Origin of the sequence: Nonomuraea sp. WAC 01424, from assembly GCF_003947315.1 — a bacterium.
Classification (GTDB): domain Bacteria; phylum Actinomycetota; class Actinomycetes; order Streptosporangiales; family Streptosporangiaceae; genus Nonomuraea; species Nonomuraea spiralis.
On sequence record NZ_QHHZ01000008.1, the window covers coordinates 313,237 to 325,975 of the forward strand.

The following is a 12,739-nucleotide window of genomic DNA, read 5'->3' on the forward strand; positions in this document are numbered from 1 at the left end:
TCCGAGGTCTTGGTTCCATGCGCTCCGCCGCCGTCCTGCTTCTTCTTCTGGCACTCGCCGGCTGTGGCGGCGCCGTACGGGTCGATCCGCCCGCGCCTTCGGGGGAGGCGGCGGCGTCCTGTGACAGGCTGGCGTCCCTGCTGCCCAAGACGCTGGACGGCGCCGAGCGTGGCACGTCCGAGCCGGCCTCGCCGTACGTGGCGGTCTGGGGTGAGGCGTCCATCGCGCTGCGTTGCGGTGTGCCGCGCCCGGCGCGGATGGCGCCGACCGACCAGCTCCAGGAGATCGACGGGGTGGGCTGGTTCGCCGATCCGGAGAGGCCGATCCTGTTCACCGCCGTGGCCGCGCCCACGTACGTGGAGGTCACGGTCGGCGGCGAGCACGCGGCGACCGACGTGCTCGCGCAGCTGTCGCGGCCGATCGGGCAGGCCGTCTCAACGCAGTCCGGCTGAGCGCGACAGCGCGAGCTGGATCAGCCGGTCGACCAGCGCGGCGTAGGGCAGCCCCGAGGCGGCCCAGAGTTGCGGCGCGACCGACAGCGAGGTGAACCCAGGCATCGTGTTGATCTCGTTGAAGATCAGCCGGCCGTCGGGCGTGTAGAAGAAGTCGACCCTGGACAGTCCCTCGCAGTCGAGCGCCTCGAACGCCCGTACGGCCATCGCGCGCAGTTCCTCGGCGGTCTCGGCCGGGATGTCGGCGGGCACGGTCAGCGACATCTGGTCGGGGTAGTACTTGGCCTCGAAGTCGAAGAACTCCTGGCCGCCCTCGACCTTGACCTCGCCCGGGATCGACGCGGCGGCGGGCTCGTCGCCGAGCGACTCCAGCACCGCGCACTCGATCTCGCGGCCCTCGATCGCGGCCTCGACGATCACCTTGGGGTCGTGCTGCCTGGCGGAGTCCACGGCCGCCTCCAGCTCGGCGCGGTCGTGGGCCTTGGAGATGCCCTGCGAGGAGCCGGCCCTGGCGGGCTTGACGAACACCGGGAAGCCGAGCTCCTCGGCCTCCTTGAGCACGCACTCGCGGTTGAGCCGCCAGTCGCGGTCGCGGACCACGACGTAGCGGCCGATCGGCAGCCCGGCGGCGGCCATCACGGTCTTCATGTGGGCCTTGTCCATGCCGACGGCGCTGGCCAGCACGCCGGAGCCGACGTAGCGGACGCCGGCCATCTCCAGCAGGCCCTGGATCGTGCCGTCCTCGGCGAACGGGCCGTGCATGACCGGGAACACCACGTCGACCGAGCCGAGCTCGACCGGGATGCTGCCGGGGTCGTAGGCCACGAGCCCGGTGCCGCCGCTGGGCAGCGCGAGCGCGGCGCCGGAGGTGTCGACCGCGGGCAGCTCGCCGGCCTCGATGGCGAACCGCTGGTCGGACGCGGCGAGCACCCACCTGCCGTCCTGGGCGATCCCGACGGGGATCACCTCGTACTTACTCCTGTCGATCACATCGAGCACGCTGCCCGCGCCCATGAGGGACACGGCATGCTCGGAATTGCGACCTCCGAAAACGACGGCGACGCGTGGCTTGCTCATGACGTCCGAATCTACCGGGGTGTCCCCCTGAACAGCGAGTCGAGCACGCGGTGATGTCCGTATTCACACTCCGTAGCGTTCCGGTTTGGGGGTGCGGGACATGAGCAGCATGCCCGCCTCGGACGGCGACATGCCGTCGTGCACGACCCCCACGACCACTTCGGTGATCGGCATCTCGACGTCGTGCTTCCTGGCCAGCTCGAGGACGGACTCGCAGGACTTCACGCCCTCGGCGGTCTGCTTGGTGGCGGCGACGACCTCGGCGAGGGTCATGCCGCGGCCGAGGTTCTCGCCGAACGTGCGGTTGCGCGACAGCGGCGAGGTGCAGGTGGCCACGAGGTCGCCCATGCCGGCCAGCCCGGCGAAGGTGTGGGGGTCGGCGCCCAGCGCGGCGCCCAGGCGGGAGATCTCGGCCAGGCCCCTGGTGATGAGCATGGCGCTGACGTTGTCGCCCATGCCCATGCCCGCCGAGACGCCCACGGCCAGCGCGATCACGTTCTTCACCGCGCCGCCCAGCTCGACCCCGACCACGTCGGTGTTCGTGTACGGCCGGAACCACGGAGGCCGGTGGCAGGCGGCCTGGAGGCGTTCGGCGACGGACTCGTCGGTGCAGGCCACGACGGTGGCGGCGGGCTGGCGGTGGGCGATCTCCTTGGCCAGGTTGGGCCCGGACACCACCGCGACCCGTTCCTCGGGTACCTCGGCGACCTCGCGGATCACCTCGCTCATGCGCTTGGTCGTGCCGAGCTCGATGCCCTTCATGAGGCTGACCAGGACCGCGCCGGACGGGATGTGCTCGCGCCAGGCCGTCAGGTTGGGCCGCAACATCTGCGAGGGCACGGCGAGGACGACGAAGTCGGCGCCGTCGAGCGCGTGTACGGGGTCGGTGGTGGCGCGCAGCGTCTCTGGCAGCCGGACGCCGGGCAGGTAGTCGGGGTTGGCGTGGTCGGCGTCGATCGCCTCGACGAGCTCCGGCCTGCGTCCCCAGAGGGTGACCTGGTTGCCTGCCTCGGCGAGCACCATGGCGAACGTGGTGCCCCACGAACCCGTGCCGAAAACGGCCACTTTTGTCATGCCATCACCGCCTGGCGGGGTCGTAGGGAGTTTCGGGGGCCTTCTCGCCGCGCAGCTCGGCCAGTTGCTCGGTGACGGCCGCCATGATGTCGGCGGTCGCGTCCCGCAGCACGCCGGCGCGTATGGGCAGGCCCTCGTACTTGGACAGGTCGACAGGGGGGCCCACGGTCACGTGGAAGGTCTTGCGGGGGAACAGGCTGGGCTTCTTGGCGCCGTACGGGAGCAGCTCGTGGGCGCCCCAGTGGGCGACGGGGATGACCTTCGCGCCGCTCTCCAGCGCCAGGCGGGCCGCGCCGGTCTTGCCGACCATGGGCCACAGTTCGGGATCGCGGGTGCAGGTGCCCTCGGGGTAGAACAGGATGGCCGCGCCGTCGCGCAGCCGCTGGGCCGAGAAGCTGAGCGACCTGGCCGCCTCGCTGCTGCCCCGCTCGACGGGGATGGTCGGCAGGCCGGTCAGGGCGCGACCGAGGAGGGGCACCTTGAACAGGGCGGCCTTGGCCAGGATGACCGGCCAGCGGCCGTTGTTGAACAGGAAGTGCGACAGCAGCACCGGATCGGTCCAGGACAGATGGTTGGCCGCGATGATGATGCCGCCGGTGCGCGGGAGGCGCTCGCCGTTGCGCCAGTCCCGCTTGACCAGGAGCCGCGACAGCGGTTTCACCACGACTACTGCCAAGGTCTCCCAGAAACGCGAAGGTCGCGTGGGGCGGCTCATGGTCTCCTCCAACCCGTACGAAGTGCGCCCCAAGTCTCCCGGTTGGCCGCGTGGGATGTCGAGGCGAGATGCTTAAGCCTATGAGTATCCGCTGGTCTCTGGTCATTCCGGTGAAGACGCTGGTCGCGGCGAAGACCCGGCTGGCGGCCGCGACGGGGCCGCATCGTACTCGGCTGGCCGTGGCGGTGGCCTGCGACACGGTGGCCGCGGCGCTGGCGTGCCCGCCGGTGGCGCGGGTGATCGTGGTGACCGCCGATCCGGCCGCGGCGGGCCCGCTGGGGGCGCTGGGGGCCGAGGTGGTGCACGACCCCGACCGCGGGCTGAACACCGCGCTGCGTACGGGTGCGGCCCATGCCGTACGGGTCGCGCCCGGTGACGGGGTGGGCGCGCTCCAGGCCGACCTGCCCGCCCTGCGACCGGCCGAGCTGGCCGCGGTGCTGGGCGCTGCGGCCGAGTTCGACCAGTCCTTCGTGCCCGACGCGCAGGAGGTCGGCACGACGTTCTACGGCGTCCTGCCGGGGCGGGCGTTCGCGCCGAGGTTCGGCGGCGAGTCGCGGGCCAAGCATCTGGGCGGGGGCGCGAAGGAGCTGTGCGTGCCGGGCATCGACTCGGTCCGCCGGGACGTGGACACCCCCGACGACCTGCGCGCGGCGCTCGTCCTGGGGCTGGGCAGGCACACGGCGGCGGTGGTCGCCGACCTGTGGCCGGACGCCGGGTAGGCGGCCTCTCGCCCGTCCGGCGGCGGACGGCTTAGGCTGGTCGGCGTGCAGGCGACGGTACGCAGCTTCGACGAGGTCACCCGTTCCGGCTCGGTCTTCCTCGACGACGGGACGGTGCTGGAGTTCGGCGCGCGCGCCTTCGACGCGGGGCCGCTGCGGCTGCTGCGTACGGGGCAGCGCGTGAATCTCGTCACGGACGGTCCGGAGATCACCTTCATCACGCTGTCGACGTTCCCGGTTCCCGGCGCCTGAATGGGCGCCCGGACCTGAATGCCGGAAAAAGCGAACGCCCGGGCCGACCGGCCCGGGCGTGATGTCCGCTGAGACTACTTCTTCTTGCCGACCTGCTTGCCGCCCTCGTTCACCAGGTCCTTGAATTCAGAGCCGGGACGGAACTTAGGCGCCCAGCTCTCGGCGACCTTGATCTCGGCGCCGGTCGACGGGTTCCTGGCAGTGCGGGCGGGCTTGTTCACCATCTCGAACGCGCCGAAGCCCGTGATCGAGACCTTGTCCCCGCTCGCCACGGCCTTCTGGATGGCCTCGATTACCGCGTTGACGGCCTCGGTGGCCGTCCTTTTGTCGCCCACTCGATCGGTGATGGCGTCGACGAGCTCTCGCTTGTTCATGAAAGTCCTGCTCCCCCAGTGACGGCTCGGGGTTCCAGCTCACGAGTTCGACGTAGAAACCCCTTACGCGCTCGAAAGTAGGCGGGATCGCGGGGGAACTCAATCACCGTGCGTGTTTTCCCCCTCGCGTGGCGTGTCGAGGGCGGTCAGAAATGCGTCGAGCCGGGCCGCCGCCCTTTCCGGATCGCGCTTGGCGAGATCGCAGATGGACAGGTAGCGGCGGGCCGCCCGTTCCTTGTCGGCGGCGGGAAGCAGGCGGACGCGGCGGTGCGCCTCGCGCAACCGCCGCGCCAGTTGGTCGTCCTCTAGACGGTCGTCGGCAGCCATGGCTGCCGACCATTCTCGTACGCCGCCACGTCGTCGGCGTGCCGCAGGGTCAGCCCGATGTCGTCCAGGCCCTCCATGAGCCGCCAGCGGGTGTAGTCGTCGATCTCGAACGACACGACCTCGTCGGCCCATCGGACCTGGCGTTCGCCCAGGTCGACGGTCACCTGGAGCTTCGGGTCGGCCTCGACGGCCGCCTGGAGGGCCTCGACCTTCTCGCCGGGCAGGATGACCGGCAGCAGGCCCATCTTGGTGGAGTTGTTGCGGAAGATGTCGCCGAACCTGGCGGCGATCACGACGCGGAAGCCGTACTGCTGCAGGGCCCATACGGCGTGCTCGCGGGAGGAGCCGGTGCCGAAGTCGGGGCCGGAGACCAGGATCGAGCCGCCCTCGTAGGAGGGGTCGTTCAGCACGAACGTCGGGTCCTCGCGCCAGGCGGCGAACAGGCCCCTCTCGAAGCCGGTGCGGCTGACCTGCTTGAGCCAGACGGCCGGGATGATCTGGTCGGTGTCGACGTTGCTGCGGCGCAGCGGCACCGCCGTACCGGTGTGGGTGGTGAAGGCGTCCATCGGTTCTCCTTACAGGTCGGCGGGGGCGGTCAGGCGGCCGGTGACGGCGGTCGCGGCGGCGACCTGCGGCGAGACCAGGTGGGTGCGGCCACCCTTGCCCTGGCGGCCCTCGAAGTTGCGGTTGGAGGTGGAGGCGCTGCGCTCGCCGGGCGCGAGGGTGTCGGGGTTCATGCCGAGGCACATCGAGCAGCCGGCCTCGCGCCACTCGGCGCCGGCGGCCTTGAAGACCTCGTGCAGGCCCTCCTGCTCGGCCTGGAGCTTGACCAGCATCGAGCCGGGCACGATCAGCGTGCGGGTGGTGACCTGGCGGCCGCGCAGGATCTCGGCGGCCGAGCGCAGGTCCTCGATGCGGCCGTTGGTGCACGAGCCGACGAAGACGGTGTCGACCTCGATCTCGCGCAGCGGCGTGCCGGCGGTCAGGCCCATGTACTCCAGCGCGCGTTCGGCGGCCGAGCGCTCGACCGGGTCGGCGAAGCTGTCGGGGTTCGGCACGGACTCGCCCAGCGGCAGGCCCTGGCCGGGGTTGGTGCCCCACGTGACGTACGGGGTCAGGGTCGTGGCGTCGATCTCCACGATCTTGTCGAACACGGCGTCGTCGTCGGTGCGCAGCGACTTCCAGTACTCGACGGCCTGGACCCACGCCTCGCCCTTGGGGGCGTGGGGGCGGTCCTTGAGGTAGGCGAACGTGGTCTCGTCCGGCGCGATCATGCCGGCGCGGGCGCCCGCCTCGATGGACATGTTGCACACGGTCATGCGGCCCTCCATGGAGAGCTTGCGCACGGCCTCGCCGCGGTACTCGACGATGTAGCCCTGGCCGCCGCCGGTGCCGATCTTGGCGATGATCGCCAGGATCAGGTCCTTGGCGGTGACGCCGGCGGGCAGCTCGCCCGAGACCTCGATGGCCATGGTCTTCGGCCGGTAGGCGGGCAGCGTCTGCGTGGCCAGGACGTGCTCGACCTCGGAGGTGCCGATGCCGAACGCGATGCCGCCGAAGGCGCCGTGGGTGGAGGTGTGGGAGTCGCCGCACACGATCGTCATGCCCGGCTGGGTCAGGCCGAACTGCGGGCCGATGATGTGCACCACGCCCTGGCCGGCGTCGCCCATCGGGTGCAGCCGGACGCCGAACTCGGCGGCGTTCTTGCGCAGCGTCTCGACCTGGGTCTTGGACACCGGGTCGGAGATCGGGCCGAGCACGGTCGGGACGTTGTGGTCCTCGGTGGCGATGGTGAGATCGGGGCGTCGCACCTTCCGGCCGGCGAGACGGAGTCCGTCGAACGCCTGCGGGCTGGTCACCTCGTGAATGAGGTGCAGGTCGATGTAGAGCAGGTCGGGTTCGCCCTCCGCACGGCGGACGACGTGCTGCTCCCAGACCTTCTCGGCCAGTGTGCGGCCCATGATCTCCTCCTTGAGATTGCCCCCGACTTGCCTTCTCATATGTCGAGACGGCAGTATCGGTGTATGGACAACTCTAGCGGAGTCGGAGTACTCGACAAGGCCGTTCTTGTACTCAATGCCCTCGAAGCGGGTCCCGCTTCCCTGGCTCAGCTCGTCCAGGCCACCGGCCTGGCCCGCCCCACGGCCCATCGGCTGGCCGTCGCCCTTGAGCACCACCGGATCGTGAGTCGCGACACACAGGGAAGATTCGTGCTCGGGCCGCGGCTGTCGGAGTTGTCCACGGCGGCCGGCGAGGACCGGCTGCTCGCGGTGGCCTCGCCCGTGCTGATCCAGCTGCGCGACCTGACCGGCGAGAGCGCGCAACTCTACCGCCGCCAGGGTGACGAGCGGGTCTGCGTGGCGGCGGCCGAGCGGGCCAGCGGCCTGCGCGACACCGTCCCGGTGGGGTCGGCGCTGCCCATGACGGCGGGCTCGGCGGCCCAGATCCTGCTGGCCTGGGAGGAGCCCGACCGGCTGCACAGGGGCCTGCGCGGCGCCAAGTTCACCGCCGCCACCCTGGCCTCCGTACGGCGGCGCGGGTGGGCCCACAGCGTCGGCGAGCGTGAGCAGGGGGTGGCCAGCGTGTCGGCCCCCATAAGGGGCAGCGGGGGCAAGGTGATCGCCGCCGTCTCGGTCTCCGGACCCATTGAACGGCTCACCCGGGCGCCCGGCCGGTTGCACGCCGTTCCCGTCATGGCGGCCGCCGAACGCATCACCGAGGCCATGCGCCGCACGTCATGATCGGCGAAAGCTCGTATTTCGGGGGCCGACTGCCTCGTGGGCGCACTAGCCTGAGTGCGTGACAGATCGCATCGAGGTAGCCGCCACTGAGCTGCGACCCCTGCTCGAAGAGTTCATCATGTGGGCGCGCTCCAACGCGCCCGACAGCGACCCCGAGCTCGTGGGGCCCGCCGCTCTCTGGCACCGTCTCGCCTTCTCGCAGGACCTCGGCACGTGGAAGCGTGCCGACCTGCGCAACCTGCTGCTCGACCGCATGCCGAAGGTCGTGGAGGATCCCGACGCCGCCGCCGACGGCATGCTTCCCGCCGTCGACGCGTACCTGACGTTCCTCTCCCAGACCGGCAGGCTCGCCAAGGGCTCCGACTCGCTCGCCGAGTTGCAGGCCGAGCTCGACGACGTCGAGGACGAGTTCGTCGAGCTCATGGAAGACCTGCTCGACGAGGACGGCGCGGGTGACGACGAGGAGGAGACCGGCGACCTGGGCGACTTCGAGGCGTTCGCCGACGAGCTGGCCGAGCTCGACACGATCAGGCTGCGGCCCGACTCCGAGCTTGCCGCGGCCGCCCGCCAGTCGCCGCTGGTCGCCAAGGCCCGCGACCTGGCGCTGTGGGTGGGCTCCGGCCGCCGCGTCGGTGAGGACACCCTGCTCACCGACGCCGAGGTGGAGGAGGCCCTGACCGTCATCGGCCTGCCCAGGCCCGAGACCGACGGTCCGGTCGCCGAGGCCGTCCCCTACCTGTGGAACATCTGGAACCTGGCTGTCGACCTGGAGTTCCTCGAACCGGGCGAGGGCAACACGGTGGCCGTCCAGGACGACACCGCCGAGTGGCCGTTCGACGACGACGAGGACGTCCTCGACGCCTGGATGCTCGCCCTGCACTCGGTCGACTACGGCGACCCCGAGCTCGACGACGACGACCTCACCATGGCGCTGGCCGGCCTGACCCGGGGCCTGCTGGTCAGGCTGCTGCTGGCCGGCGGCTCGCGCGAGCGCGACGAGCTGGCCCGCGAGCTGGCCGAGGCCGCCGCCGACCTCGACGAGCTGGGCGGCGACGCCTGGGAGGCGGCCGGCGACCCGCTGGCCCCCGCCATCGACTGGCTGGTCGGCTACGGCATGGTCGCGGTCGAGGGCACCACGGTGAGCCTCACCCCGCTCGGCACCGAAGGCGTCGTCCACCTGGTGGACGACGCCGACATCGAGGTCGACGCGCGGCCCGCGATCGAGTCGATGAGCGCCCACGAGCTGCTCGCGCTCAGCGCCGAGCTGCCCGAGGACGAGGCCGACGCCGAGTTCGCGGCCTGGATGCGGCTCAGGGAGCCGGAGAAGGCCGCCGAGGAGCTGCTCGACGCGGCGGCCGAGGACGAGAGTGACGCGCTGATCCGCGTACAGGCGGCCAGCGTGGTGGGCACCCTCGGCGAGGCCGCCGTACCGGCCTGGCAGGCGGCGCTCAAGCAGCCGTCCCTGCGGCCCTACGCGGCCACGCACCTGAGCCAGCTCGGCGTCGAGGGCGCGCCCGAGCCCACCCAGGACGACACCCACTGGCTGATCCTCGACATGTGGACGATCTCGGCCGGGCTGGGGCGTTCGGAGTTCGTCAGCAGCCTGCAGGACATCGGCCCCGACATGGTCAACGGTCTGCTCGAGGTGATCTGGAAGATCCCGCACGCGCACGTGGAGGAGCTGCTGGATCTGATCTCGCAGGTCCACCCCGACAAGCAGATCGCCAAGGCGGCCCGCCGCGCCCTGTTCAAGGCGCGTTCCTCGGCGTGATCCGATCGGCCGGGGCCCCGCGTGACATCGCGTGGGGGCCCCGCCCGGCGTTGACGGGCCCGTACAACGCGAAAACGCCCCGGATGCTTGACGCATCGGAGCGTTGGGTAAGACGTAGTCCCGACCGGATTCGAACCGGCGCTACCGCCTTGAGAGGGCGGCGTCCTGGGCCACTAGACGACGGGACCTTCGCGCAGCTTGAGACAGTGGTAGTCCCGACCGGATTCGAACCGGCGCTACCGCCTTGAGAGGGCGGCGTCCTGGGCCACTAGACGACGGGACCCTGTTTACAAGCTGGTGCCGGGTCTCCCCGGCGACGCAGGTAACTCTACCGCACCCCGCAGACCACAACCAAACCGCTTATCAGCGCATCAGATCGGGCCTGTGGCGGCGCACCCAGTCGCCCATCGGGCCGCGTTCCCACAGCGGGTCGATCTCGCCCAGCGGGATCGCGACCTCGGGGCGTCCGGTGGCGGGGTCGGCGGGCACGCGGGCCAGGCGCTCGCGCATCCAGCCGGGTACGCGCGGCGGGAGTGTACGTTCGCCCCAGCCGACCAGCCCGACCGAGCGCAGGGCCTGGACCCGTACGCGGGCGCCGCCGGGGCGGCCCATGCTCCTGGGGTCGGCCAACTGCGTGTCCACCACGTCGATCCTGGTGAGGTCGGGCCAGCGCAGGCGTACCCGGAAGCCGCGGGAGTCGGCCAGCTCGACGCCCTCGTCCGAGAATCGCACCACGGTGCCCGCGACCAGGCGGCGGTGCTTGACGGCGAGCACCCCGAACAGGGCCGCCGTGGCGAGCGCGCCGATCACCACGCCCAGCGCGGAGCTGCCGGTGAGGACGGCCCCGAGCAGCAGGCAGACGGCGAAGAAGAGCACGAGGGGTGCGGCGAACGGGGCGGCGAAGCGGGCCAGGCCGCCCCCGCGCATACGGAATTCGTCCATGGGCCCGCAGACGCTACCCGCCGAGCAGCCCGCGGCGGAAGGCTTCGGGACGGCCGCGGCCACGGCGGTCCCCCGGCCCGGCCCGGTCTCGACCTCCAGGGTGCCACCCACGGCGCGGGCCCGGCGTCGCATGCCTTCCAGCCCGAAGCCGTCAGCGGCCGCCTGCGGGACGAATCCGCGCCCGTCGTCACGGATGTCGAGCATGACGACTTCGTCCGTGTACGACAGAGTCAGGGCCGTCCTGGTGGCATCGGCGTGCTTGGCGACGTTGGCCAGCGCTTCCTGGGCGATGCGGAACAGCGTGGCCTCGACGCCGGCGGCCAGGGCCACCGGGGTGCCGGTCACCTCGACGTCGAGGCGTACGCCCGCGGTCTGGGCCCACGACCCGGCCATGCGGCCGAGCGCGTCGGGGAGCCTCGCGGTCGGCCGCGCCGAGCTGGCCGATCAGGGCCGCGAGGTCCTGGGCGACGGTGTCGTGGATCTCGCCGGCCACGCGGTGGCGCTCGTCGAGCACGCCCGCCCGCCTGGCCTGGTCGAGGAGCCTGGCGTGCAGGTCCGCGTTCTCGGCCATCGCGGTACGCAGCTCGCCGATCAGCCGGCGGCGTTTGTCGGACTCGGCGGAGACGTACCAGCCGGCCAGGACCAGCGCGACGGCGATGCCGCCGGCCACGGCGAACAGCCCGGCGGGCGCGCCGGGACCGGCCTGGGCCGCGACGACGACCACGGCGGTGAGTGTGACGCCCGCCATCACCAGGCGGGTGGGAAGCAGGGCGACGGCCAGAGGGTGGCCGAGCGAGGCGAACACGACGAAGGCCGGGTTCCCGGCCGCCAGCGCGGCGGCGACGGCCAGGACGGGCCAGGGGGCGACGAGCCAGGGCGCGGCGGCGGCCAGGGCGTTGGAGCCGGCCGGCGGGTCGCCCATGACGGCGGCGGCGACGGCGGAGACCGCCAGCAGCCCGTAGGCGAGCGCGGCGTGGAGCAGGCGCTCGCGTCCCCGTGTCCGGCTCACGGCTCCAGCCTGGCACGCCGTCCCCGGGATCGGCCGATCGGTGGATGGGCGGGCTCCACCGTACGGATGGCCGCGCGGTCGATGCGCACGGGCGCCGACCTCGGCGAACATCGGCACATGAACAATCCGACACGGAGAAGTGTGTTCCAGGCCGCCGCAGTCGCCGGGGCGGCGGCCGGCGTGGACGCGATCGCCCGGCCGCGCGGGCGGGTGACCACGTTCGTGTTCGTGACCGGGGCCAACGGCGTGGCCATGGGGGATCCGGAGCTGACGCTGCGCGGGCACCGCACCGTGGGCGTCGAGCTGCCCGGCCACGGGCCCGCCGAGCAGTTCGGCCTCGCCTACCAGGCGCCCCAGGACCTGGGGACGCTGGCTGCGGCGCCCTCACCGGTGTCCGGCGTCACCCTGGACGACTACGTCGAGGCCACCGTGAACGTCGTCCGCAGGGTGGCCGCCCACGGCCCGGTCGTGCTGGTGGGCGGGAGCCTCGGCGGGGCGGCGGTCACGAAAGCGGCCGACGAGGTGCCCCACCTGATCGACCGGCTGGTCTACGACACGGCGTTCTGCTGCACCGGGCTGCGTTCGCCGGCGGCGTACCTGGACACCCCCGAGGCCGCCACGAGCCTGGCGAAGGGGCTGGCCGCCGGGCTGGTCGGCGACCCGGTCGCGCTCGGGGCGGTGCGGATGAACTGGCGGACGGCCGACCGGGCGTTCCTGGCGGCGGCCAAGGAGGCGCTGATGGCCGGGGCGAGCGAGGGCGAGTTCCTGGCGATGCTCAACACGTTGCTGCCGGACGAGAGCCTGCTGGTCTCCGCCGCGGACGCGCGCGGCAGGAAGAACGCCTGGGGACGGGTGCCGCGGACGTACATCAGGCACACGCGGGACCGGATGATCCCGCTCGCGCTGCAGGACCGCATGATCAGGGAGGCGGACGCGGTGACCCCGGACAACCCGTTCGAGGTGCGCACGGTCGAGGCCGGGCACGCGGCGACGGCGGCGGAGTACAGGAGGATCAGCGAGATCCTCGACGGGCTCGCGAAATGAAAAAACGGACATCTCCGTGGAGACATCCGTTTCAGGAACTTGCTGGGGTACCAGGACTCGAACCTAGACTAACTGAACCAGAATCAGTCGTGCTGCCAATTACACCATACCCCACCGCTGCGAACTCCTTCTCGGAGCGCGCTTGGCGACGTCCGAAAGAATAGCCCAGCTCGGGGGGTAAGACCAAAACGATTGCCGAAGCGGTGTCCGGCGGCCTGCAGCACGGGCTCCGACGTGCCAAG

15 protein-coding genes and 3 tRNA genes are annotated in these 12,739 nt (G+C 71.6%); 6 read left to right on the top strand and 12 right to left on the bottom strand.

All coding sequences use genetic code 11. The features are described 5' to 3' along the window. The first annotated feature begins 17 nt into the window (after positions 1-17). Positions 18-452 (top strand): DUF3515 domain-containing protein, encoded by a 435-nt coding sequence (locus tag DMB42_RS23545; protein WP_125637146.1) that lies wholly within the window; start codon positions 18-20, stop codon positions 450-452. On the opposite strand, the gene DMB42_RS23550 is transcribed toward DMB42_RS23545, so the two are convergent. From DMB42_RS23550 to DMB42_RS23560, 3 genes are all read right to left on the bottom strand, one after another. Beyond that, positions 435-1,529: a D-alanine--D-alanine ligase family protein gene (locus tag DMB42_RS23550; protein ID WP_125637147.1), complete on the bottom strand. Its 1,095-nt coding sequence runs from the start codon at positions 1,527-1,529 to the stop codon at positions 435-437. The genes DMB42_RS23545 and DMB42_RS23550 overlap by 18 nt on opposite strands. Before the next feature lie 63 nt (positions 1,530-1,592). Further along, positions 1,593-2,603, bottom strand: a complete 1,011-nt coding sequence (locus DMB42_RS23555; protein ID WP_125637148.1) for an NAD(P)H-dependent glycerol-3-phosphate dehydrogenase — start codon at positions 2,601-2,603, stop codon at positions 1,593-1,595. 4 nt (positions 2,604-2,607) lie between these two features. Then, positions 2,608-3,318, bottom strand: a complete 711-nt coding sequence (locus DMB42_RS23560) for a 1-acyl-sn-glycerol-3-phosphate acyltransferase (RefSeq protein WP_125637149.1) — start codon at positions 3,316-3,318, stop codon at positions 2,608-2,610. Positions 3,319-3,398: 80 nt separating this feature from the next. Between DMB42_RS23560 and cofC the strand changes: the two genes are divergently transcribed. After that, positions 3,399-4,037 (top strand): 2-phospho-L-lactate guanylyltransferase, encoded by a 639-nt coding sequence (gene cofC / locus DMB42_RS23565; protein ID WP_125637150.1) that lies wholly within the window; start codon positions 3,399-3,401, stop codon positions 4,035-4,037. A gap of 45 nt (positions 4,038-4,082) precedes the next feature. Further along, a complete protein-coding gene (locus tag DMB42_RS23570) occupies positions 4,083-4,289 on the top strand; it encodes a hypothetical protein (RefSeq protein ID WP_125637151.1) in 207 nt (68 codons plus the stop codon). Between the two features lie 74 nt (positions 4,290-4,363). On the opposite strand, the gene DMB42_RS23575 is transcribed toward DMB42_RS23570, so the two are convergent. From DMB42_RS23575 to leuC, 4 genes are all read right to left on the bottom strand, one after another. Beyond that, complete coding sequence (locus tag DMB42_RS23575; protein WP_125637152.1) at positions 4,364-4,663, bottom strand: HU family DNA-binding protein; 300 nt, start codon at positions 4,661-4,663, stop codon at positions 4,364-4,366. 99 nt (positions 4,664-4,762) lie between these two features. Beyond that, positions 4,763-4,990: a hypothetical protein gene (locus DMB42_RS23580; protein ID WP_125637153.1), complete on the bottom strand. Its 228-nt coding sequence runs from the start codon at positions 4,988-4,990 to the stop codon at positions 4,763-4,765. Continuing rightward, positions 4,969-5,556, bottom strand: a complete 588-nt coding sequence (gene leuD, locus DMB42_RS23585) for a 3-isopropylmalate dehydratase small subunit (RefSeq protein ID WP_125637154.1) — start codon at positions 5,554-5,556, stop codon at positions 4,969-4,971. The genes DMB42_RS23580 and leuD overlap by 22 nt, the downstream gene beginning before the upstream one ends. A gap of 9 nt (positions 5,557-5,565) precedes the next feature. Beyond that, entirely contained in the window at positions 5,566-6,951 is a 1,386-nt protein-coding gene (leuC, locus tag DMB42_RS23590) for a 3-isopropylmalate dehydratase large subunit (RefSeq protein ID WP_125637155.1), read from the bottom strand. Positions 6,952-7,014: 63 nt separating this feature from the next. On the opposite strand from leuC, the gene DMB42_RS23595 reads away from it, so the two are divergent. Beyond that, positions 7,015-7,731: an IclR family transcriptional regulator gene (locus DMB42_RS23595; protein WP_125637156.1), complete on the top strand. Its 717-nt coding sequence runs from the start codon at positions 7,015-7,017 to the stop codon at positions 7,729-7,731. A gap of 58 nt (positions 7,732-7,789) precedes the next feature. Further along, positions 7,790-9,502 carry a hypothetical protein gene (locus DMB42_RS23600; protein ID WP_125637157.1) on the top strand — a complete coding sequence of 571 codons (1,713 nt, stop codon included), beginning with the start codon at positions 7,790-7,792 and terminating at the stop codon, positions 9,500-9,502. A 115-nt stretch (positions 9,503-9,617) separates the two neighbouring features. On the opposite strand, the gene DMB42_RS23605 is transcribed toward DMB42_RS23600, so the two are convergent. From DMB42_RS23605 to DMB42_RS23620, 4 genes are all read right to left on the bottom strand, one after another. Beyond that, positions 9,618-9,690: transfer RNA gene (locus DMB42_RS23605), tRNA-Glu, on the bottom strand. Between the two features lie 19 nt (positions 9,691-9,709). Then, positions 9,710-9,785 (bottom strand) — tRNA-Glu (locus DMB42_RS23610). A gap of 80 nt (positions 9,786-9,865) precedes the next feature. Further along, complete coding sequence (locus DMB42_RS23615; RefSeq protein ID WP_260477904.1) at positions 9,866-10,744, bottom strand: ATP-binding protein; 879 nt, start codon at positions 10,742-10,744, stop codon at positions 9,866-9,868. Beyond that, the gene (locus DMB42_RS23620) at positions 10,632-11,453 is read right to left on the bottom strand and encodes a histidine kinase (RefSeq protein WP_125637159.1); all 822 of its coding nucleotides are present in this window, start codon (positions 11,451-11,453) and stop codon (positions 10,632-10,634) included. Before DMB42_RS23620 ends, DMB42_RS23615 begins: the two co-directional genes overlap by 113 nt. Before the next feature lie 117 nt (positions 11,454-11,570). Here DMB42_RS23620 and DMB42_RS23625 point away from each other — a divergent pair, with 117 nt between their 5' ends. Next, a complete protein-coding gene (locus DMB42_RS23625) occupies positions 11,571-12,497 on the top strand; it encodes an alpha/beta hydrolase (protein WP_260477886.1) in 927 nt (308 codons plus the stop codon). 42 nt (positions 12,498-12,539) lie between these two features. Here the strand turns inward: DMB42_RS23625 and DMB42_RS23630 are convergent. Continuing rightward, positions 12,540-12,611: transfer RNA gene (locus DMB42_RS23630), tRNA-Gln, on the bottom strand. Positions 12,612-12,739 lie beyond the last annotated feature (128 nt).

Bases quoted from the DNA above. Each gene is read 5' to 3' on its own strand.
- DMB42_RS23555 (WP_125637148.1), bottom strand. From the start codon at position 2,603: ATGACAAAAGTGGCCGTTTTCGGCACGGGTTCGTGGGGCACCACGTTC.
- leuD (WP_125637154.1), bottom strand. From the start codon at position 5,556: ATGGACGCCTTCACCACCCACACCGGTACGGCGGTGCCGCTGCGCCGC.
- DMB42_RS23625 (WP_260477886.1), top strand. From the start codon at position 11,571: ATGAACAATCCGACACGGAGAAGTGTGTTCCAGGCCGCCGCAGTCGCC.
- DMB42_RS23575 (WP_125637152.1), bottom strand. From the start codon at position 4,663: ATGAACAAGCGAGAGCTCGTCGACGCCATCACCGATCGAGTGGGCGAC.
- DMB42_RS23545 (WP_125637146.1), top strand. From the start codon at position 18: ATGCGCTCCGCCGCCGTCCTGCTTCTTCTTCTGGCACTCGCCGGCTGT.
- DMB42_RS23550 (WP_125637147.1), bottom strand. From the start codon at position 1,529: ATGAGCAAGCCACGCGTCGCCGTCGTTTTCGGAGGTCGCAATTCCGAG.
- cofC (WP_125637150.1), top strand. From the start codon at position 3,399: ATGAGTATCCGCTGGTCTCTGGTCATTCCGGTGAAGACGCTGGTCGCG.
- DMB42_RS23580 (WP_125637153.1), bottom strand. From the start codon at position 4,990: ATGGCTGCCGACGACCGTCTAGAGGACGACCAACTGGCGCGGCGGTTG.
- DMB42_RS23560 (WP_125637149.1), bottom strand. From the start codon at position 3,318: ATGAGCCGCCCCACGCGACCTTCGCGTTTCTGGGAGACCTTGGCAGTA.
- DMB42_RS23595 (WP_125637156.1), top strand. From the start codon at position 7,015: ATGGACAACTCTAGCGGAGTCGGAGTACTCGACAAGGCCGTTCTTGTA.
- leuC (WP_125637155.1), bottom strand. From the start codon at position 6,951: ATGGGCCGCACACTGGCCGAGAAGGTCTGGGAGCAGCACGTCGTCCGC.